At 68.1% G+C, this 19,153-nt stretch carries 17 protein-coding genes; 13 read left to right on the forward strand and 4 right to left on the reverse strand.

Annotated features, from left to right (window positions below; all coding sequences use genetic code 11):
* The first annotated feature begins 1 nt into the window (after nucleotide 1).
* From BST28156_RS17770 to BST28156_RS17785, 4 genes are all read left to right on the forward strand, one after another.
* Entirely contained in the window at nucleotides 2–859 is an 858-nt protein-coding gene (locus BST28156_RS17770; protein ID WP_060246704.1) for an SPOR domain-containing protein, read from the forward strand.
* 68 nt (nucleotides 860–927) lie between these two features.
* Complete coding sequence (locus BST28156_RS17775) at nucleotides 928–1,569, forward strand: thiol:disulfide interchange protein DsbA/DsbL (protein ID WP_060246703.1); 642 nt, start codon at nucleotides 928–930, stop codon at nucleotides 1,567–1,569.
* A 19-nt stretch (nucleotides 1,570–1,588) separates the two neighbouring features.
* Entirely contained in the window at nucleotides 1,589–2,362 is a 774-nt protein-coding gene (locus BST28156_RS17780) for an SDR family oxidoreductase (RefSeq protein ID WP_174902928.1), read from the forward strand.
* A gap of 265 nt (nucleotides 2,363–2,627) precedes the next feature.
* Complete coding sequence (locus BST28156_RS17785) at nucleotides 2,628–4,223, forward strand: ABC transporter substrate-binding protein (RefSeq protein ID WP_060246700.1); 1,596 nt, start codon at nucleotides 2,628–2,630, stop codon at nucleotides 4,221–4,223.
* Nucleotides 4,224–4,457: 234 nt separating this feature from the next.
* On the opposite strand, the gene BST28156_RS17790 is transcribed toward BST28156_RS17785, so the two are convergent.
* The 3 genes from BST28156_RS17790 to BST28156_RS17800 form a co-directional block, all read right to left on the reverse strand.
* A complete protein-coding gene (locus BST28156_RS17790) occupies nucleotides 4,458–4,703 on the reverse strand; it encodes a DUF6429 family protein (protein ID WP_174902929.1) in 246 nt (81 codons plus the stop codon).
* Between the two features lie 33 nt (nucleotides 4,704–4,736).
* Complete coding sequence (locus BST28156_RS17795; protein WP_174902930.1) at nucleotides 4,737–6,530, reverse strand: SWIM zinc finger family protein; 1,794 nt, start codon at nucleotides 6,528–6,530, stop codon at nucleotides 4,737–4,739.
* A 77-nt stretch (nucleotides 6,531–6,607) separates the two neighbouring features.
* Nucleotides 6,608–7,684 carry an MBL fold metallo-hydrolase gene (locus BST28156_RS17800; protein ID WP_174902931.1) on the reverse strand — a complete coding sequence of 359 codons (1,077 nt, stop codon included), beginning with the start codon at nucleotides 7,682–7,684 and terminating at the stop codon, nucleotides 6,608–6,610.
* Nucleotides 7,685–7,999: 315 nt separating this feature from the next.
* On the opposite strand from BST28156_RS17800, the gene aceK reads away from it, so the two are divergent.
* The 9 genes from aceK (at nucleotide 8,000) to bioB (ending at nucleotide 18,067) form a co-directional block, all read left to right on the forward strand.
* Complete coding sequence (aceK, locus tag BST28156_RS17805; protein WP_060246693.1) at nucleotides 8,000–9,814, forward strand: bifunctional isocitrate dehydrogenase kinase/phosphatase; 1,815 nt, start codon at nucleotides 8,000–8,002, stop codon at nucleotides 9,812–9,814.
* A gap of 49 nt (nucleotides 9,815–9,863) precedes the next feature.
* A complete protein-coding gene (can, locus tag BST28156_RS17810) occupies nucleotides 9,864–10,631 on the forward strand; it encodes a carbonate dehydratase (protein ID WP_060246691.1) in 768 nt (255 codons plus the stop codon).
* Nucleotides 10,632–10,671: 40 nt separating this feature from the next.
* A complete protein-coding gene (locus tag BST28156_RS17815) occupies nucleotides 10,672–11,349 on the forward strand; it encodes an SDR family oxidoreductase (protein ID WP_060246932.1) in 678 nt (225 codons plus the stop codon).
* Nucleotides 11,350–11,395: 46 nt separating this feature from the next.
* On the forward strand, nucleotides 11,396–11,833 hold the full coding sequence (locus tag BST28156_RS17820) for a YchJ family protein (protein ID WP_060246690.1): 438 nt from the start codon (nucleotides 11,396–11,398) through the stop codon (nucleotides 11,831–11,833).
* 107 nt (nucleotides 11,834–11,940) lie between these two features.
* Nucleotides 11,941–13,212: a dienelactone hydrolase family protein gene (locus BST28156_RS17825; RefSeq protein ID WP_174902932.1), complete on the forward strand. Its 1,272-nt coding sequence runs from the start codon at nucleotides 11,941–11,943 to the stop codon at nucleotides 13,210–13,212.
* A gap of 548 nt (nucleotides 13,213–13,760) precedes the next feature.
* Nucleotides 13,761–15,107, forward strand: coding sequence for an adenosylmethionine--8-amino-7-oxononanoate transaminase (bioA, locus tag BST28156_RS17830; protein WP_174902933.1), 1,347 nt, complete (start codon nucleotides 13,761–13,763; stop codon nucleotides 15,105–15,107).
* Complete coding sequence (gene bioF / locus BST28156_RS17835; RefSeq protein WP_174902934.1) at nucleotides 15,104–16,285, forward strand: 8-amino-7-oxononanoate synthase; 1,182 nt, start codon at nucleotides 15,104–15,106, stop codon at nucleotides 16,283–16,285. The genes bioA and bioF overlap by 4 nt, the downstream gene beginning before the upstream one ends.
* Nucleotides 16,282–17,001, forward strand: coding sequence for a dethiobiotin synthase (gene bioD / locus BST28156_RS17840; RefSeq protein WP_060246680.1), 720 nt, complete (start codon nucleotides 16,282–16,284; stop codon nucleotides 16,999–17,001). The genes bioF and bioD overlap by 4 nt, the downstream gene beginning before the upstream one ends.
* A 46-nt stretch (nucleotides 17,002–17,047) precedes the next feature.
* On the forward strand, nucleotides 17,048–18,067 hold the full coding sequence (bioB, locus tag BST28156_RS17845; RefSeq protein WP_060246678.1) for a biotin synthase BioB: 1,020 nt from the start codon (nucleotides 17,048–17,050) through the stop codon (nucleotides 18,065–18,067).
* Nucleotides 18,068–18,172: 105 nt separating this feature from the next.
* Here the strand turns inward: bioB and BST28156_RS17850 are convergent, their stop codons facing one another.
* Nucleotides 18,173–19,090: a LysR family transcriptional regulator gene (locus BST28156_RS17850; protein ID WP_040128345.1), complete on the reverse strand. Its 918-nt coding sequence runs from the start codon at nucleotides 19,088–19,090 to the stop codon at nucleotides 18,173–18,175.
* Nucleotides 19,091–19,153: the final 63 nt, after the last annotated feature.

Here is a 19,153-nt window from a genome sequence, read left to right on the forward strand (position 1 = left end):
AATGGCACAACCACGCCGCACTTCGAAGCAATCGAAACAAGCCGGAGGGACATTTCTTGGAATCGTGCTGGGCCTGATCGTCGGCCTCGCGATTGCCGTGGTGGTGGCGCTCTATATCACGCGTTCGCCGTCGCCGTTCGTGTCGAAGGTCGCGCCGCCGCCGGCCGACAACGGCGCGAGCCAGCCGCAGCAGTTCGATCCGAACCGCGCGCTGCAGGGCAAGACGCCGGGCCAGCCGGTGCCGCAGGCTGCGCAGCCCGCGCCGCCTAACACCGCGCCGGGCCAGGCCGCAAACCAGACCCAGGGCGGCCTGCTGCCCGAGCCGCAGATCGTCGAGGTGCCGCCGTCGGCCAACGGCTCGAGCGGCACGCCGAACACGACCGCGTCGAACAACGGCGTCGCCGTCGCGCCGAAGCCGGCCGACAATACGCCGCCGAAGAAGACGCAGCCGCAGCAGCAGGCCGGCGAAGACGACCTCGCCCGTTTCGCCGCGCAGAAGCAGGCGCAGCAGGCTGCCGCGCAGAAGCAACAACAGCAGCAACTGGCCGCGAACACGCCGAAGCCGACGTCGTCTGCCGCGCCCGCCGCCGCCGCGAAGCCGCCGAGCGCGAACGACGCGAACACCGGCTACTTCCTGCAGGTCGGCGCGTACAAGACGGAAGGCGACGCCGAGCAGCAGCGCGCGCGCCTGGGCTTCCAGGGTTTCGAGTCGAAGGTGTCGAAGCGCGACGTGAGCGGCGTGACCTACTTCCGCGTGCGCGTCGGCCCGTTCTCGAAGTTCGAGGATATGAACTCGGCCCGTCAGCGTTTGTCCGATGCAGGTGTCGATACGGCGGTGATCCGCTTCACGAAGCAGTAAGCGGCCGGCCGCGCCACGCAGAACCCGTTACGTTTCGTAACCCGAGCAACTGATGCGACGTTCACAACATGAAAAAACTGATTAGCACGCTCCTTCTGTCCCTGGGCCTCGTGGCCGGCTTCGCGCAGACCGCGGCGGCAGCGCCCCCGCCGCCCAGCAAGGGCTTCGAGACCATGAAGTCGCCGCAGCCGGTGTCCGCGCCGGCCGGCAAGATCGAAGTGATCGAATTCTTCTGGTACGGCTGCCCGCACTGCTACGAATTCGAGCCGACGATCGAAGCGTGGGTGAAGAAGCAAGGCAGCAACATCGACTTCAAGCGCGTGCCGGTCGCGTTCCGCGACGATTTCATCCCGCACTCGAAGTTGTATTACGCGGTGTCCGCGCTCGGCATCAGCGAGAAGGTCACGCCGGCGATCTTCGACGCGATCCACAAGCAGAAGAACTACCTGCTGACGCCGCAGGCGCAGGCCGACTTCCTGGCGACGCAGGGCGTCGACAAGAAGCAGTTCATGAACGCGTACAACTCGTTCAGCGTGCAGAGCGAAGTGAACCAGTCCGCCAAGCTGCTGAAGGACTACGGGATCGACGGCGTGCCGACGATCATCGTCCAGGGCAAGTACAAGACGGGCCCCTCCTACGCGGACGGCATCCCGGCTACCACGCAGGTGCTCGACTACCTCGTGAAGCAGATCCAGGACAAGAAGCTCTGATCCCCGCCCGCGCGCCGGCATGACTACTCCGCTGAAGGTCTTCATCACCGGCGCATCGAGCGGCCTCGGCCTCGCGATGGCCGAGGAATACGCGCGACAGGGCGCCACGCTCGCCCTCGTCGCACGCCGCACCGATGCGCTCGACGCATTCGCGCGGCGCTTCCCCGCCCTCTCCATCTCCGTCTATTCCGCCGACGTGCGCGACCCCGACGCGCTGGCCGCCGCGGCCGCGTCGTTCATCGCCGCGCACGGCTGCCCCGACGTCGTGATCGCGAACGCGGGCATCAGCCAGGGCGCCGTCACGGGCCAGGGCGATCTGAAGGCGTTCCGCGACGTGATGGACATCAACTACTTCGGGATGGTCGCGACCTTCGAGCCGTTCGTCGGCCCGATGACGGCCGCGCGGCACGGCACGCTGGTCGGCGTCGCGAGCGTCGCCGGCGTGCGCGGGCTGCCCGGCTCCGGCGCGTACAGCGCGTCGAAGTCGGCCGCGATCAAGTATCTCGAATCGCTGCGCGTCGAGCTGCGGCCGGCCGGCGTCGGCGTCGTGACGATCGCGCCCGGCTACATCCGCACGCCGATGACCGCGCACAACCCGTACCGAATGCCGTTCCTGATGGACGCCGACCGCTTCGCCGCGCGCGCGGCGCGCGCGATCGCGCAACAGCACGCGTTCCGCGTGATTCCGTGGCAGATGGGCGTCGTCGCGAAGGTGCTGCACGTGCTGCCGCGCTGGCTCTACGACCGCCTGTTCGAAAAGGCGCCGCGCAAGCCGAAGGCCGGCGCGCACTGAACGCCGCGCGCGGCGACGCCGGCGCGTAGCATGCCCCGCCGCGCGGCGCCGCGCCGCGCCGCATCACCCCGTTCCCGCCGCCCCGGCGCCCGTTCCGTCGCGAACGCAGCCGTTTTTCGCCCAATTCGCGGCGTTCCGACGCCTTTTTCCACGCACCGCGCGCTTTGCCGGTATGCTATTCGTCAGCTGCGCGGGTCCGTGCGTTTCCGGGCCCGCGCCCGCATCCCGTCATCAAGCAAAAAGCAGAAGCCACGTGGGAGATCCTATGCAGGTCAAGCTGTTCGCCGCGGCCGCCGTCGCCGCCGCCCTCGCCGTTCCCGGCCTCGCCGCCGCCAAGCCGCTCACCGTCTGCACGGAATCGAGCCCGGACGGCTTCGACGTCGTCCAGTTCAACTCGCTCGTCACGACCAATGCGTCGGCCGACGTGATCTTCAACACGCTCGTGTCGTACGACGAAGCCGCGAAAAAGGTCGTGCCCGCGCTCGCCGACAAGTGGGAAGCCAGCGCCGACGGCCTGACCTACACGTTCCACCTGCGCCCGAACGTCGCGTTCCAGACCACCGACTACTTCAAGCCGAGCCGCCCGCTGAACGCGGACGACGTCGTGTTCACCTTCAGCCGGATGCTCGACGACGCGAACCCGTGGCACAAGGTGGCCGGCGCGAGCGGCTTCCCGCATGCGCAGTCGATGGGCCTGATCAAGCTCGTGAAGTCGGTGTCGAAGGTCGACGACAGCACGGTGAAGTTCGTGCTGAACGAGCCGAACGCGACCTTCGTGCCGATCCTGACGATGGGCTTCGCATCGATCTACTCGGCCGAATACGCGGACCAGCTGCTGAAGGCCGGCAAGCAGGCCGACCTGAACGCGAAGCCGATCGGCACCGGCCCGTTCGTGCTGAAGAGCTACACGAAGGACGCGCTGATCCGCTACGACGCGAACCCGTCGTACTGGGGCGCGAAACCGAAGGTCGACCGGCTGATCTACGCGATCACGCCCGATCCGTCGGTGCGCATGCAGAAGGTGAAGGCCGGCGAATGCCAGATCGCGCTGTCGCCGAAGCCGCAGGACGTACTCGCCGCGAAGGGCGAAAGCGCGCTGAAGGTCGTGCAGACGCCCGCCTTCATGACCGCGTTCGTCGCGCTGAACACGCAGAAGAAGCCGCTCGACAACGACAAGGTGCGCGAGGCGCTGAACCTCGCGTTCGACCGCGCGACCTACCTGAAGGTCGTGTTCGACAACACCGCGACGGCCGCGAACAACCCGTATCCGCCGAACACGTGGAGCTACGCGAAGGACGTCGCGCCCTATCCGTACGATCCGGCGAAGGCGAAGCAACTGCTCGCGCAGGCCGGTTTTCCGAACGGCTTCTCGACGACGATCTGGACGCGCCCGACCGGCAGCGTGCTGAACCCGAACCCGAAGGCCGGCGCCGAGCTGCTGCAGGCCGATCTCGCGAAGATCGGCGTGAAGGCCGACGTGAAGGTGATCGAATGGGGCGAGCTGATCAAGCAGGCGAAGCTCGGCCAGCACGACCTGCTGTTCATGGGCTGGGCCGGCGACAACGGCGATCCGGACAACTACCTGACGCCGCAGTTCAGCTGCAACGCGGTGAAGTCCGGCATCAACTTCGCGCGCTACTGCGACGCGCGGCTCGACAAGCTGATCGCCGACGGCAAGGCGACCGCCGATCAAGGCAAGCGCGCGAAGCTGTACGAAGCGGCGCAGAAGATCATTCACGACCAGGCACTGTGGATTCCGCTCGGCTATCCGACCGCGGCGGCGCTCACGCGCGCGAACGTGAGCGGCTATCGCGTGAGTCCGTTCGGACGGCAGAACTTCACGACGGTCGCCGTGCAGTAAGGTGCGGCAGGCGCGCGAGCGACGGTGCGCCGGCCCGTCGCTTGCGGCCCCGCTTATGGCTGCCGCCACGCCCACCGGCGCGCTCGTCGCATTTCCTTCCGCTTCGACGACGGCGTCACGCTGTTCGATTCGCTCGACCTCGTGATCGACCGTACGCCGAACCGACGCATACGATGCAATGGCATCGCGACGGGTGGCGCTACGAACCTGTCGCGTGACGAAACGAAAACGACATCACGGCTCGCCGCGACGACCGTCGTCGCCGAACAGCTGCTCGAACAGGCGCCTGGATTCGCGCAAGCCCTCGTCGGTCAAGACAATGGATTTCGCGTGGTTCACGGGATTGCCGATCAGGCCGCGCGCGTACAGGCGATTCAGGACATCCCAATCGAACCCCTTCCATGCGCGATTGTGATCGTGCAGCGTCAACTGCAGCAGCGCGAGGACTGCATCGTCAATTGCCGTCGTATCGATTGCCATGGGATTTGCACTCCGATATCCGTGCGTGTCCGGTCACGCGCCCTGCGCGTCAAGCGTGGCGAGCAACTTGATGAAGTTGCGCTTCGCACGATACGTCTGACGGATCGCCGCGAGTTCAGCGTCGAATTCCGCGCGTTGCCGATGCGCCGCGCGTAGCGCGCCGATCGCCTGCACGATGCGGAACGCGTCGTCGTAACGCGCACCGCCGGTTCCTCGTTCGACAGCGATCGGCAACAGCCGGTGATACAGCGCGATCGCATCGGCAGGATGCGTCTTCGCGCGTGCAGCCGCCATCGCCGGCCACACGCCGGTCTCGACCGGGCCGCCGCCGAACGCGTCCCATGCCGCAACATCGTCTTTTTCCGCGAGCAGCAGCTTGACGAGTTCGGTACGCGCCGGCGGTTGCCAGCCGCGCCGCACGTGGCCGGTGCGGGTCTGCGTTTCCTGGCTTCGCGCGAGCGTCAGCAAATGCGAAATCGCACGCTCCCGCACGGCAGCGCGCCGCTTCGTCGCGTTGGCAACCTTCATCAACGCCGCAAATCCTTCCGCAGTCGGATAATCGTCGAAACGCCGCCAAGCGAGTTCATCGGCCCGGTCGAAATCGCGGCGACGCAAGTATTCGTCGATACAGAAGCCGAGAAGATGCATATCGTGCCGCTCGCCTGCTTCGCGCAAACCGCGCTCGGCCCATGCCAGCGCTTCGTCGAAGCGGCCGTGCTCGGCACACAATTCGGCAATTTGCGCAAACCGGTACGGCGCCGACAAATCCTTAGACCAGATGCGAATCAGCGCATCGACGTCGCCGTCGTGCTTCGCCAGCGACTCCATCGCGTGCTCGAGGTTCGCGCGCACCGAATCGTACGCGCGTCGATCGTCCGCTCCCGCCGGCTGCGCCGGCAACGCAGCCCAGCTTCGTTCGACCAGCTCGCGATACCGGCTCAACCCCGTCTGGCCGAGCGATTCCTCGTAGGCCGGCAGCAGGTCGCGGAACGTATCCCATTTCCCGGCGACCTGCAGCCGGAACAGGCGCTCGGCAAGCCCGACCGGATCCGGTCGCGTCCGTCGGCAGGCGTCGAGATGCAGTTCCGCCAGTTCGTAGATCCCCGGCGCCACGCTGCCGTCCGAGTCGTCGATCTGCTCGAGGCTCGCTTCCGCATCGGCGATGGCGAGTTCGGTCAGCTCGACCACGTGTGCGGCGTGCGAGCCGTCGAGTTGCCGACGCAACATGCCGGCCAGCTCGACAAGGTTCTCGCCGTAAAGATGCGCCTCGTCCCAGGCGAGCGGCCGCGCCACGCGTGCCAGTTGACGGACCGCCGCCTTCAGGCTTTCGGCGTCGTCGGCCGTCGCGGCGCGCGCCTCGAACAGCAGTCTGTCGCGCAACGACCGGTCGCGCTCGGCCGCGTCGAACAGCCGGTCGCGCAACGCGTCCGCGTCCAGCGTCGCCAGATATTCGCGAATCAGTTCCGCATAAGTCTTGCGCTTTCGTCTCGGGCGCGCCGGCTCGGGCTCCTCGCGACGGAAGACTTCCTCGCCGCTGTTTTCGAGCCACGACAACGCAACGGCCACCGCATGCTTGCAGAACGCGCCGTCTTCGCCGACCGGACAATTGCACGCATAGTCCAGCGCGCCGTCGTCGCCCACCGCCAGTTCGACGTCGTAGCGATAGGTGCCGCGCACACGCGCCGAGACCGAGCCGTCGCGCTCGGTCAGCCGTGAGACGACGCCGTCGTGGTAATACGCTTCGCCACGTGCGAAGGATCGTGGGTCGGCCAGTTCGCGGATCGCCGCGAGCGTCAGGACATCGCCAAGGGAAACGCTACGCGGCATCGTTCATCGCGAATAGACTGGGTAACGCCGACGATTGTACAAAAACCGCCGCCGGCGCTTCCCCGATACGCTCCCGCTCAACGCCGCGCAAAATGCAGCACGCCGTCCTCGCCCTGCTCGCGCACGAGCTCGCCCGCGAGCCACAGCAGGTTCAGGTGCGCGATCGCCTCGCCGAGCGCGAAGGTCATCTGGTGAATGTCGAGTTCGCGGCGGCGGAACATGATCGGCACGATGTCGGCCGCGCTCGCCGGCCGCTCCGCGCACGCGACGCGCACTTCGTCGAGCCGCGCGTCGTGGTGCGCGCGCAGTTGCGCGACGCGCGTGCGCACGCCGCGAAACGGCTTGCCGTGCGACGGCAGCACCAGCGTGTCGGGCGCCATCGTCTCGTAGCGGCCGAGCGATTCGAGATACAGCGCGAGCGGATTCGCTTCCGGCTCGAGGTCGAACACCGACACGTTCGTCGAGATGCGCGGCAGCACCATGTCGCCGGAGATCAGCACGCCGTCCGCTTCGCTGTGCAGCGCGCAATGTTCAGGCGAATGGCCATAGCCGGTCACGACGCGCCACCTGCGCGCGCCGATCGTCAGCGTGTCGCCTTCGCGCAGGCGCCGGTAGCGCGGCGGCACGGACGGCACGAGATCCGAGTAGTAGCTGCGGCGGTTGCGCAGCTTGTCGAGCGCGACGGGATCGGTCAGGCCGTGGCGCGCGAAATGATCGGCTGCAGCCGCGCCGCCGGCATTCGAACCGTTGCCGGCCGCCATCAGGCAGCCGAACATGTATTCGCCGAGCGTCATCCACAGCCGCACGTTCCAGCGCCGCCGGTCGCCGCCTTCGCACAGCCAGTTCGCGAGGCCGAAGTGGTCGGGATGGCAGTGCGTGACGATCACGCGCAGCACGGGCAGGCCGTCGAGATGCGTGTCGAAGATCTGCTCCCAGTGCGTGCGGATCGCGTCCGACGAGATCCCGCAATCGACGATCGTCCAGCCGGCCTGTCCGTCGATCTCGTCGCGCAGCAGCCACAGGTTGATGTGATCGAGCGAGAACGGCAGCGGCATGCGCAGCCAGCGCACGCCGGGCGCGACCTCGAACGTGTCGCCCGCAGCGGGCAGCGTATCGGCGAAGGGGTAGTCGAGTTGGTGTTCCAGTGCGTTCATCGGTGGGGCGTCTCGTCGTTATCGGTGCGGGGCGCGCGTGCGGGCAGGCCGCCGCGGGCGTTCCGCCGATTCTATCGCCGTCTCGCGAAACACGCGCCCGGCGGCCCCGGGCAGGTCAAAAAAAGTTCGTGCCAGAATCGGTTCCGTACCCGCATCTTTACGCGAAGTTGCAGCGAACGGCGCCCAACCGCCGGCAACCGGCCGGTTCAGCGCCCGGCGCGCGGTGCGCGGGAACGCATTGCAACGCCGACTTGGGCGCTAAAATGGCGAGTGCAGCGAACGGCCCCTCTGCCCCTTTTGAGCGAGCTTGCCCGCATGAATCACTTCCCCAAACTGCTGTCGTCGCAGATCGGTTTCGACGTCGCGCAGACGATGCTCGAAAACTTCGACCGCCACTACCGGATCTTCCGCGAAGCGGCCGTCGAAGCGAAGACGCTTTACGAGCGCGCCGACTGGCACGGGCTGCAGCGGCTCGCGCGCGAGCGGATCACGTCGTACGACGAGCGTGTGCAGGAATGCGTGGAGCTGCTGGAGGACGAATACGACGCGGAGAACATCGACGACGAGGTCTGGCAGCAGATCAAGCTGCACTACATCGGCCTGCTGACGTCGCACCTGCAGCCCGAATGCGCGGAGACGTTCTTCAATTCGGTGTGCTGCAAGATCCTGCACCGTTCGTACTTCAACAACGATTTCATCTTCGTGCGCCCGGCGATCTCGACCGAATACCTCGAGAGCGACGCGCCGGCCGCGAAGCCGACCTACCGCGCGTACTATCCGGGCACCGACGGGCTCGCGGCCACGCTCGAGCGCATCGTCACGAACTTCCAGCTCGAGCCGCCGTTCGAGGACCTGACGCGCGACATCGGCTGCGTGATGCAGGCGATCCACGACGAGTTCGGCCATTTCGACGAAGCGCCGAATTTCCAGATCCACGTGCTGTCGTCGCTGTTCTTCCGCAACAAGAGCGCGTACATCGTCGGCCGCATCATCAACGCCGACCGCGTGCTGCCGTTCGCGGTGCCGATCCGCCACGTGCGCGCGGGCCTGCTGTCGCTCGACACGGTGCTGCTGCGCCGCGACCTGCTGCAGATCATCTTCAGCTTCTCGCACTCGTATTTCCTCGTCGACATGGACGTGCCGTCCGCGTACGTCGACTTCCTGTGCACGATCATGCCCGGCAAGCCGAAGGCCGAGATCTACACGTCGGTCGGCCTGCAGAAGCAGGGCAAGAACCTGTTCTACCGCGACCTGCTGCATCACCTGTCGCATTCGAGCGACCGCTTCATCGTCGCGCCCGGGATCAAGGGCCTCGTGATGCTCGTCTTCACGCTGCCGTCGTTCCCGTACGTGTTCAAGGTGATCAAGGACCAGTTCCCGCCGCCGAAGGACACGACGCGCGCGCAGATCATGGAGAAGTATCAGCTCGTGAAGCGCCACGACCGCCTCGGGCGCATGGCCGACACGCTCGAGTATTCGAGCGTCGCGCTGCCGCTCGCGCGGCTCGACCATGCGCTGGTGCGCGAACTCGAGAAGGAAGTGCCGTCGCTGCTCGAATACGAGGACGACAATCTCGTGATCCGGCATCTGTACATCGAGCGCCGGATGACGCCGCTCAACCTGTACCTGCAGAACGGCACCGACGCGGAAGTCGAGCACGGCGTGAAGGAATACGGCAACGCGGTGAAGGAGTTGATGAAGGCCAACATCTTCCCCGGCGACATGCTGTACAAGAACTTCGGCGTCACGCGCCACGGCCGCGTCGTGTTCTACGACTACGACGAGATCGAGTACCTGACCGACTGCAACGTGCGCCGCGTGCCGCCGCCGCGCAACGAGGAGGACGAACTGTCCGGCGAACCGTGGTATACCGTCGGCCCGCACGACATCTTTCCGGAAACCTACGGACCGTTCCTGCTCGGCGACCCGCGCGTGCGCGCGATCTTCATGCGGCATCACGCGGACTTCTTCGATCCGGCGCTGTGGCAGGCGAGCAAGGACAAGCTGCTGCAGGGCGAATTGCCCGACTTCTTTCCGTACGACGCGTCGCTGCGCTTTTGCGTGCGCTATCCCGAGCGCTTCGGCGCGACGGACGACGACCGCGCGGGCGGCGCGCAGCGCGCGGCCTGATCTTCAAACACACCATATCGACCGATTGCCGATAATGGAAACCACCCCGATGAATACCCAAGACCACCCGCTCTCGCACCTGTTCGACAACAACGACGCCTGGGTCAAGCGCAAGCTCGCCGACGACCCGCAGTTCTTCACGCGCCTCGCCGACCAGCAGGCGCCCGAGTATCTGTGGATCGGCTGCTCGGATTCGCGCGTGCCGGCGAACCAGATCATCGGCCTGCCGCCGGGCGAAGTGTTCGTACACCGCAATATCGCGAACGTCGTCGTGCACACCGATCTGAACTGCCTGTCGGTGATCCAGTTCGCGGTCGACATCCTGCGCGTAAAGCACATCATGGTGGTCGGCCACTACGGCTGTTCGGGCGTCAACGCGGCGCTGCACAACCGCCGCGTCGGCCTCGCCGACAACTGGCTGCATCACGTGCAGGACGTGCGCGAACGGCACGCGGCGCTGCTCGACGAATGGCCGGTCGGCGAAGCGCGCTATCGCCGCCTGATCGAGCTGAACGCGATCGAGCAGGTCGTCAACGTCTGCCGCACGACGATCGTCAACGACGCGTGGGCGCGCGGCCAGTCGCTGACCGTGCACGGGCTCGTGTACGGCGTGCACGACGGCCGGATGCGCAACCTCGGGATGGCCGTGTCGAATTTCGACGCGCTCGACGAAACCTACCGGCGCTGCGTCGCATCGCTGACCGCGCGCGGCCAGCACGCGCCCGACAACGACATGATCGCGGCCGACGCCGCGCAGCTCGACGAGGTCGCGCAAACGGTCGTCGATACGCTGAAGCACGCCGGCGACACGAAGTAAGCACCGACACGGCACACCGCACGAACAAGGAGTGGCGCACATGAAAACCGTACTGATCGTCGGCGCATCGCGCGGCCTCGGCCGCGAATTCGTCCGGCAATACCGGCGCGACGGCTGGAACGTGATCGCCACCGCGCGCGACGACGCGTCGCTCGCCGCGCTGCGCGAACTCGGCGCGCATGCGCACGCGCTCGACATCGCGCAGCCCGAGCAGATCGCCGCGCTCGGCTGGAAACTCGACGGCGAGCGGCTCGACGCGGCCGTCGTCGTGTCGGGCATCTACGGGCCGCGCACCGAAGGGGTCGAAACGATCACTTCCGAGGATTTCGACGCGGTGATGCACACCAACGTGCGCGGGCCGATGCAGCTGCTGCCGATCCTGCTGCCGCTCGTCGAGGACGCGCGCGGCGTGCTGGCCGTCGTGTCGAGCCGGATGGGCAGCATCGCCGAGGCGACCGGCACGACCGGCTGGCTGTACCGCGCGAGCAAGGCCGCGCTGAACGACGTGCTGCGCATCGCGTCGCTGCAGACGCGCCACGCCGCGTGCATCTCGCTCCATCCGGGCTGGGTGCGCACCGACATGGGCGGCTCGCAGGCCGCGATCGACCCGGAAACCAGCGTGACCGGCATGCGGCGCGTGATCGCCGAGGCCGGTGCGGACGTCTCGCAGGCCAACGGCCGATTCTTCCAGTACGACGGCATCGAGCTGAGCTGGTAAGCATTCGTCATAATTGACAACCAGCCGTCGTTAATTCCCGTCCTGCATGATTTCGAACCGACCTGACGCGTGCCCGTGCGGCGGCGCGTCCCCTGCTTCCGCCGGCAAAACCCCGGTGCCGCGCTATGCGGCCTGCTGCGGCCGCTTCATCGACGGCGGCGCGGCCGCGCCGACCGCGCTCGAGTTGATGCGCTCGCGGTACAGCGCGTACGTGCTCGGCGCGACCGACTACCTGCGCGCGACCTGGGATCCGCGCACCTGCCCGGCCGATCTCGACGCCGACCCCGACGCCCCCGACGCGCCGCGCTGGCTCGGCCTCGCGGTCAAGCGCCACGCGCCGCTCGACGAACGGCACGCGGAGGTCGAGTTCGTGGCCCGCTACAAGGTCGGCGGGCGCGCGTACCGGCTCCACGAGACGAGCCGCTTCGAGCGCGACGAGCGCGGTTTCTGGCGCTATGTCGACGGCGATGTAAGCGAGCGCTGACAAATACTTGCTGTGTCAGACGCCGGGTTATTCCTGCATTGCACAACCCGAATTTGTCGGGCTACGATGACCCTCGGTTTGGTCATGTTGCATGGCAGGGCTTACGAATGGCGTTCAGCAAGGTATTGGTGGGATGGATGGCGGCCTGTGCGCTGTCGGCCGCTCAGGCCGATACGCTGCCGGGCGTCAATGCTGGCGTCAGCCCCGCGAACGGGTCGCTCGCGCGCGCCGAGCGCTTCGACTATGGCGACTCGGGCCTGCCGCAGGTCGCGGCCAACCTGAACGAGCAGATCGTTCGCATTCCGGCCGACGCGTCGGGCGCCGTGACGCTCGAGGCGACGCTCTTCAAGCCGGACGGCCCCGGCCCGTTCCCGCTCGTCGTGTTCAACCACGGCAAAAATACCGGCGATCTCCATCTGCAGCCGCGCAGCCGGCCGCTCGCGTTCGCGCGCGAGTTCGTGCGCCGCGGCTATGCGGTGATCGCGCCGAACCGCCAGGGCTTCGCGGGCTCGGGCGGCACCTATCAGCAGGAAGGCTGCAACGTCGGCAAGAACGGCCTCGCGCAGGCCGCCGACGTCGATGCGACGATCCGCTACATGTCGCGCCAGCCGTACGTCGATGCGTCGCGCATCGTCGTCGCCGGCACGTCGCACGGCGGCCTCGTGTCGGTCGCGTACGGCACCGAAGCCGCACCGGGCGTGCGCGGCATCATCAATTTCTCCGGCGGGCTGCGCCAGGATCTGTGCGACGGCTGGCAGAAGAACCTGGTCGACGCGTTCGACCAGTACGGCGCGCACACGGCCGTGCGCTCGCTGTGGCTGTACGGCGACAACGATTCGGTGTGGACCCCCGCGCTCGTCGCGCAGATGCACGACGCGTACGTGTCGCACGGCACGCAGGCGCAGTTCGTCGATTTCGGCCGCTACAAGGACGACGCGCACCGGCTGATCGTCGATCGCGACGGCGTGCCGGTGTGGTGGCCGGCCGTGCATGCGTTCCTCGCGGAGCTGAACCTGCCGACCGCCGTGCGTTATGCGGTCGCGAACCCGCACGAGCCGAAGGCAACCGGCTACGCGTCGATCGACGCGGTCGACGCGGTGCCGTTCCTCGACGAAGCCGGCCGCGACGGCTATCGCCGCTTCCTGAGCCAGCATCCGAGCCGCGCGTTCGCGGTGTCGTCGGAAGGCGCGTGGTCGTGGGCCGAAGGCGGCGACGACCCGATGGCGCTCGCGCTCGACAACTGCTCGAAGCAGGGCGCCGGCGCGTGCCGGCTGTATGCGGTCAACGACCGCGTCGTGTGGAACGCGAATACGCAAACCGCCGACAACGGCGACGGCGATACGCGCAGCGCCGATACGCGCGCGCTGGCGTCGCGCTGACGCACCCCTTTCCTTTTCCGCTTGTTCCCTCCTCTGCGCAGGCGCGCCGACGCATGTGCCCGTGCCGACGGGCAGCGCCGGCATCACGCTCGTTCGACCGGCGATCCACGGCCTGAATGCGCGATGCGCCATCGCCCTCCCGGCCGGTTCCCATCCGTTCGCGCCGGAGGCAAGCGCCCGATCTCCACGGCCGGTCGATCGCTCCCCTGCGCCAACCCGCGCGCTGCGCCGCTCATCCTTCCCCGAATTCCACGCGCCGTCGCCCGCCCCTGCCGACGATTTTTTCCATTGGGGGGTCTCACTCGAACGTCGTCATCTGCGGCGATTTCGTGACATCTGGCGCGTACCGTCCCGAGCGCCCCCGATCTGCGTCCAACTCCCGTCCGGCAAGGCTTTGCGGCGTTTGTAACCGCTAGTGCAACGTGCCGCGGAACACGCTAATCTCTGCGCGTTTCAGTGTCCCGCCGGTCGTTCGCCGGCAGGCCGCAGTCCAGCGCGGCGCGCCGCATCCCGATGCCGCGCACCGCCGTTTTACCCCCGGAGTCGCCTTGAGTACGCCAGCCACCGACGACTGGGTCGCGCGCAGCCTGCGCGCGGTCTGGCATCCCTGCACCCAGATGAAGCACCACGAGCGCCTGCCGCTCGTTCCCGTCGCGCGCGGCGCGGGCGTATGGCTGTACGACCGCGACGGCCGCCGCTACTTCGACGCGATCAGCTCGTGGTGGGTCAACCTGTTCGGCCATGCGAACCCGGACATCAACGCGGCGCTGAAGGATCAGCTCGACACGCTCGAGCACGCGATGCTCGCGGGCTGCACGCACGAACCCGCGATCGAGCTCGCCGAGCGGCTGCATGCGCTGACCGCGAACACGCTCGGCCATGCGTTCTTCGCGTCGGACGGCGCGTCGGCGGTCGAGATCGCGCTGAAGATGAGCTTTCACGCGTGGCGCAACCGCGGCCGCGCGGACAAGCGCGAGTTCGTGTGCGTCGCGAACAGCTATCACGGCGAGACGATCGGCGCGCTCGGCGTGACCGACGTCGCGCTGTTCAAGGACGCATACGATCCGCTAATCCGTCACGCGCACGTGGTCGCGTCGCCGGATGCGCGCGGCGCGCTGCCGGGCGAGACGGCCGCCGACGTCGCGGGCCGCGCGCTCGCGGACGTGCGGCGCCTGTTCGTCGAACGCGGCGAGCGGATCGCCGCGCTGATCGTCGAGCCGCTGGTGCAGTGCGCGGCCGGCATGGCGATGCACGATCCGTCGTACGTGCGCGGGCTGCGCGCGCTGTGCGACGAATTCGGCGTGCACCTGATCGCCGACGAGATCGCGGTCGGCTGCGGCCGCAGCGGCACGTTCTTCGCGTGCGAGCAGGCCGGCGTGTGGCCCGACTTCCTGTGCCTGTCGAAAGGCATCAGCGGCGGCTACCTGCCGCTGTCGCTCGTGCTCACGCGCGACGACGTGTTCGCGGCGTTCTACGACGACGACACGACGCGCGGCTTCCTGCATTCGCACTCGTACACCGGCAACCCGCTCGCGTGCCGCGCGGCGGTCGCGACGCTCGACCTGTTCGCACGCGACGACGTGCTCGCAAACAACGCGCGCAAGTCGGCCGCGATGCGCGCGGCGCTGGCTCCGCTCGACGCGCACCCGGACGTGCGCCACCTGCGCGAGCGCGGCACGCTGTTCGCGTTCGACGTCGCGCTCGACGGCGACGCGGCGCGCGGCTTCTCGCGACGCTTCTTCGAGCGCGCGCTCGAACGCGAACTGCTGCTGCGCCCGATCGGCACGACCGTGTACCTGATGCCGCCGTACGTGATGACCGACGACGACATCGCTTGGCTCGCGCAGCGCACGCGCGACACGCTCGACGCCACGCTCGCGGAGGTCGCACGATGAGCCTGCTCGATACGCTGCAGCGCGGCCTCGCCGATCTCGACGCGCAAGGGCTGCGCCGCGTGCGCCGCACCGCCGACACCGCGTGCGATGCGCACATGACGGTCGACGGCCGCGCCATCGTCGGTTTCGCCAGCAACGACTATCTCGGCCTCGCCGCGCATCCGGCGCTGGTCGCCGCGTTGGGCGAAGGTGCGCGGCGCTACGGCTCCGGCAGCGGCGGCTCGCACCTGCTCGGCGGCCATTCGCGCGCGCACGCGACGCTCGAGGACGAACTCGCCGCGTTCGCGGGCGGCTTCTGCGACGCACCGCGCGCGCTGTACTTCAGCACCGGCTACATGGCGAACCTCGCCGCGATGACGGCGCTGACCGGCAAAGACGCGACGATCTTCTCCGACGCGCTGAACCACGCGTCGCTGATCGACGGCGCGCGGCTGTCGCGCGCGAACGTGCAGGTCTACCCGCACGCGGACACGGCCGCGCTCGCCGCGCTGCTCGACGCATCCGACGCCGAAACCAAGCTGATCGTCAGCGACACCGTGTTCAGCATGGACGGCGACATCGCGCCGCTCGCCGAACTCGTCGCGCTGGCCGAGCGGCACGGCGCGTGGCTCGTCGTCGACGATGCGCACGGCTTCGGCGTGCTCGGCCCGCAGGGCCGCGGCGCACTGGCCTCCGCCGCGCTGCGCTCGCCGCACCTCGTCTATGTCGGCACGCTCGGCAAGGCCGCCGGCGTCGCGGGCGCGTTCGTCGTCGCACACGAAACCGTGATCGAATGGCTGATCCAGCGCGCACGCAGCTACATCTTCACGACCGCCGCGCCGCCGGCTGTCGCGCATGCCGTATCGGCGAGCCTGAAGCTGATCGCCGGCGACGAAGGCGACACGCGCCGCGCGCATCTCGCCGCGCTGATCGAGCGCACGCGTGCGCTGCTGCGCAAGACGCGCTGGCAGCCGGTCGATTCGCACACGGCCGTGCAGCCGCTCGTGATCGGCAGCAACGACGCGACGCTCGTCGCGATGCGCGCGCTCGACGCCCACGGCCTGTGGGTGCCCGCGATCCGGCCGCCGACGGTGCCGGCCGGCACGTCGCGACTGCGCATCTCGCTGTCCGCCGCCCATTCGTTCGACGATCTCGCGCGACTCGAAGCGGCGCTGATCCACGCCAGCGAGGCCGCATGACCGCGCCGCTTTCACTGTTCGTCACCGGCACCGACACCGAGATCGGCAAGACCTTCGTCTCGGCCGCGATGCTGCACGGCTTCGCGCGGCACGGGTTGCGCGCGGCCGCACTGAAACCGGTCGCGGCCGGCGCGTACGAACGCGACGGCGTGTGGCGCAACGAGGACGCCGACCAGCTCGACGCGGCCGCGAACGTCGTGCTGCCGCCGGCGCTGCGCACGCCGTTCCTGCTGAAGGCGCCGGCCGCGCCGCATATCGTCGCCGCGCACGAAGGCGTGGCGCTCGACATCGACACGATCGTCGCGTGCCACCGCGAAGCGCTGACGCGCGCGGACATCGTCGTCGTCGAAGGCGTCGGCGGCTTCCGCGTGCCGCTGAACGACACGCAGGACACCGCCGATCTCGCGGTCGCGCTCGGCCTGCCCGTGGTGCTCGTCGTCGGCGTGCGGCTCGGCTGCATCAGCCACGCGCTGCTGACGGCCGACGCGATTCGCCAGCGCGGCCTCACGCTCGCCGGCTGGGTCGCGAACCACGTCGATCCGGCCATGTCGTATGCGGACGAGAACGTCGCGACGATCCGCGACTGGCTCGCGCGCGAACACGGCGCGCCGCTCGTCGGCCGCATCGCGCACCTGAGCCCGGCCGCCCCCGAATCCGCCGCGTCGATGCTCGACATCGACGCGCTCGTCGACACGCTGCACGCCGCGCAGCGTTGACCCCACCGATCCCCCGAATCCATCCAGTCCACGACAGGAAAACGATATGACCCAAGCCCAGACCGTCGCCGCGCAACCCGACGCGATTCCCGTGGCCGCTCCGGCGCCGCAGCGCTGGCGCGTCGCCGACGTCGTCGCGCTGTTCGAGCTGCCGTTCAACGACCTGCTCTTCCGCGCACAGCAGGTGCATCGCGAGCATTTCGATGCGAATGCGGTGCAGCTGTCGACGCTGCTGTCGATCAAGACCGGCGGCTGCGAGGAAGACTGCGGCTACTGCTCGCAGTCGTCGCACCACGACACGGGCCTGAAGGCCGAGAAGCTGATGGACGTCGACGCGGTGCTCGACGCCGCGCGCGCCGCGAAAGCGAACGGCGCGAGCCGCTTCTGCATGGGCGCCGCGTGGCGCAACCCGAAGGAGCGCCACATGCCGGCGCTGACCGAGATGGTGCGCGGCGTGAAGGAACTCGGCCTCGAGACCTGCATGACGCTCGGCATGCTGGAAGACGAGCAGGCGCAGCAGCTCGCAAGCGCGGGCCTCGACTACTACAACCACAACCTCGACACGTCGCCGGAGTTCTACGGCCAGGTGATCTCGACGCGCACGTACCAGGATCGCCTCGACACGCTCGACCGCGTGCGCGACGCAGGCATCAACGTATGCTGCGGCGGCATCATCGGGATGGGCGAGTCGCGCCGCGAGCGCGCGGGCCTGATCTCGCAGCTGGCGAACCTGAACCCGTATCCGGATTCGGTGCCGATCAACAACCTCGTCGCGATCGAGGGCACGCCGCTCGAAGGCACCGCGCCGCTCGACCCGTTCGAGTTCGTGCGCACGATCGCGGTCGCGCGGATCACGATGCCGAAGGCCGTCGTGCGCCTGTCGGCCGGCCGCGAGCAGCTCGACGACGGGCTGCAGGCGCTGTGTTTCCTCGCCGGCGCAAACTCGATGTTCTACGGCGACCAGCTGCTGACGACCAGCAACCCGCAGTCGCAGAAGGACCGCGCGCTGTTCGAGCGCCTCGGCATCCGCGCGAGCGACGCGGACGCGATGTCGGCCGACGCGTAAGCCGCCGCGCGTCGCGGATTCGTCCGTCCTCTAAACGAAAAAGCCGGGATCCGTCCCGGCTTTTTCGTTGCCGTCCGGCTCGCGCGCACCGGCACGGTGCCGCGCTCACGCGCCGCCGCCGACCGCCCTCGGCTCCATGAAGGTGTGCCGGAAATAATCGCGCACCGCGTGCATCGCGGGGCTCAGCTCGATATTCTTGCGCCATGCGAGGCCGACGCTCATCGGCGGCACCGGGTCGCGCAGCACGATCGTCTCGATGCGCCGCCCTTCGAGCGACCACGGCCGATACACCATGTCGGACAGCACCGCGACGCCGGTGCCGTTCGCGACCATGCTGCGCACGGCCTCGACCGACGAGGTGCGCAGGATCACGTTCGGCCGGTACGGCGTCTCGTTCCAGTAGCGCATCGCCGTCTGCCCGGCCTCGTCCACCGTCAGCATCACGAACGGTTCGCGCGCGACCTCGGCGAACGTCACGCTCTCGCGCCTGAGCAGCGGATGATGCGCGCCGACCCACAGCCGGCGCACCGAATGGATCACCGGCTCCAGCACGAGTTCGGGGTTCGACACGTTCGACGTCAGCAGCACGGCCATGTCGTAGCGGCCCGCGATCAGCCCTTCCTCGATCGATTCGCGGTTCAGCTCGTGCAGATGGATCGTCAGCCGCGGATACAGCGTGTTCAGGCGCAGCACGTGATGCGGCAGGAAGTAGCCGAGCACCGTGTAGCTCGCGGCGATCGCCAGCGTGCCCGTCAGCGTGCTTTCGAGGTTCGGGATCCGCATCGCCTCGTCGACCGACGACAGGATCGCGTACGCATGATTCAGGAAGCGCCGCCCCGTATCGGTCAGCGTGACGCCTGCCGACGTGCGCAGGAACAGCTGCGTGCCGAGGCTGTCCTCCAGCTCCTTGATCGCGCTCGTCACCGCGGACTGCGAGATCGTCAGCTGGATCGCGGCCTGCGAGATCTGGCCGAGTTCGGCGGTCGCGACGAAGTACTTGAGCTGTCTGAGGGTCAGGGCCATGGTCGACGGAAAACTGATGGAGGCGCGATAAACATCATATCAACCGTGCCGCGACGCTGAGCC

The sequence above is a fragment of the Burkholderia pseudomultivorans genome, assembly GCF_902499075.1.
Classification (GTDB): Bacteria; Pseudomonadota; Gammaproteobacteria; order Burkholderiales; family Burkholderiaceae; genus Burkholderia; species Burkholderia pseudomultivorans.

Coding starts and splice junctions, on each gene's coding strand:
- can (WP_060246691.1), top strand. CDS start 9,864: ATGAATACCCAAGACCACCCGCTCTCGCACCTGTTCGACAACAACGAC.
- BST28156_RS17815 (WP_060246932.1), top strand. CDS start 10,672: ATGAAAACCGTACTGATCGTCGGCGCATCGCGCGGCCTCGGCCGCGAA.
- BST28156_RS17795 (WP_174902930.1), bottom strand. CDS start 6,530: ATGCCGCGTAGCGTTTCCCTTGGCGATGTCCTGACGCTCGCGGCGATC.
- bioF (WP_174902934.1), top strand. CDS start 15,104: ATGAGCCTGCTCGATACGCTGCAGCGCGGCCTCGCCGATCTCGACGCG.
- BST28156_RS17820 (WP_060246690.1), top strand. CDS start 11,396: ATGATTTCGAACCGACCTGACGCGTGCCCGTGCGGCGGCGCGTCCCCT.
- bioB (WP_060246678.1), top strand. CDS start 17,048: ATGACCCAAGCCCAGACCGTCGCCGCGCAACCCGACGCGATTCCCGTG.
- BST28156_RS17825 (WP_174902932.1), top strand. CDS start 11,941: ATGGCGTTCAGCAAGGTATTGGTGGGATGGATGGCGGCCTGTGCGCTG.
- BST28156_RS17785 (WP_060246700.1), top strand. CDS start 2,628: ATGCAGGTCAAGCTGTTCGCCGCGGCCGCCGTCGCCGCCGCCCTCGCC.
- bioD (WP_060246680.1), top strand. CDS start 16,282: ATGACCGCGCCGCTTTCACTGTTCGTCACCGGCACCGACACCGAGATC.
- BST28156_RS17775 (WP_060246703.1), top strand. CDS start 928: ATGAAAAAACTGATTAGCACGCTCCTTCTGTCCCTGGGCCTCGTGGCC.
- BST28156_RS17850 (WP_040128345.1), bottom strand. CDS start 19,090: ATGGCCCTGACCCTCAGACAGCTCAAGTACTTCGTCGCGACCGCCGAA.
- BST28156_RS17780 (WP_174902928.1), top strand. CDS start 1,589: ATGACTACTCCGCTGAAGGTCTTCATCACCGGCGCATCGAGCGGCCTC.
- aceK (WP_060246693.1), top strand. CDS start 8,000: ATGAATCACTTCCCCAAACTGCTGTCGTCGCAGATCGGTTTCGACGTC.
- BST28156_RS17790 (WP_174902929.1), bottom strand. CDS start 4,703: ATGGCAATCGATACGACGGCAATTGACGATGCAGTCCTCGCGCTGCTG.
- BST28156_RS17800 (WP_174902931.1), bottom strand. CDS start 7,684: ATGAACGCACTGGAACACCAACTCGACTACCCCTTCGCCGATACGCTG.
- BST28156_RS17770 (WP_060246704.1), top strand. CDS start 2: ATGGCACAACCACGCCGCACTTCGAAGCAATCGAAACAAGCCGGAGGG.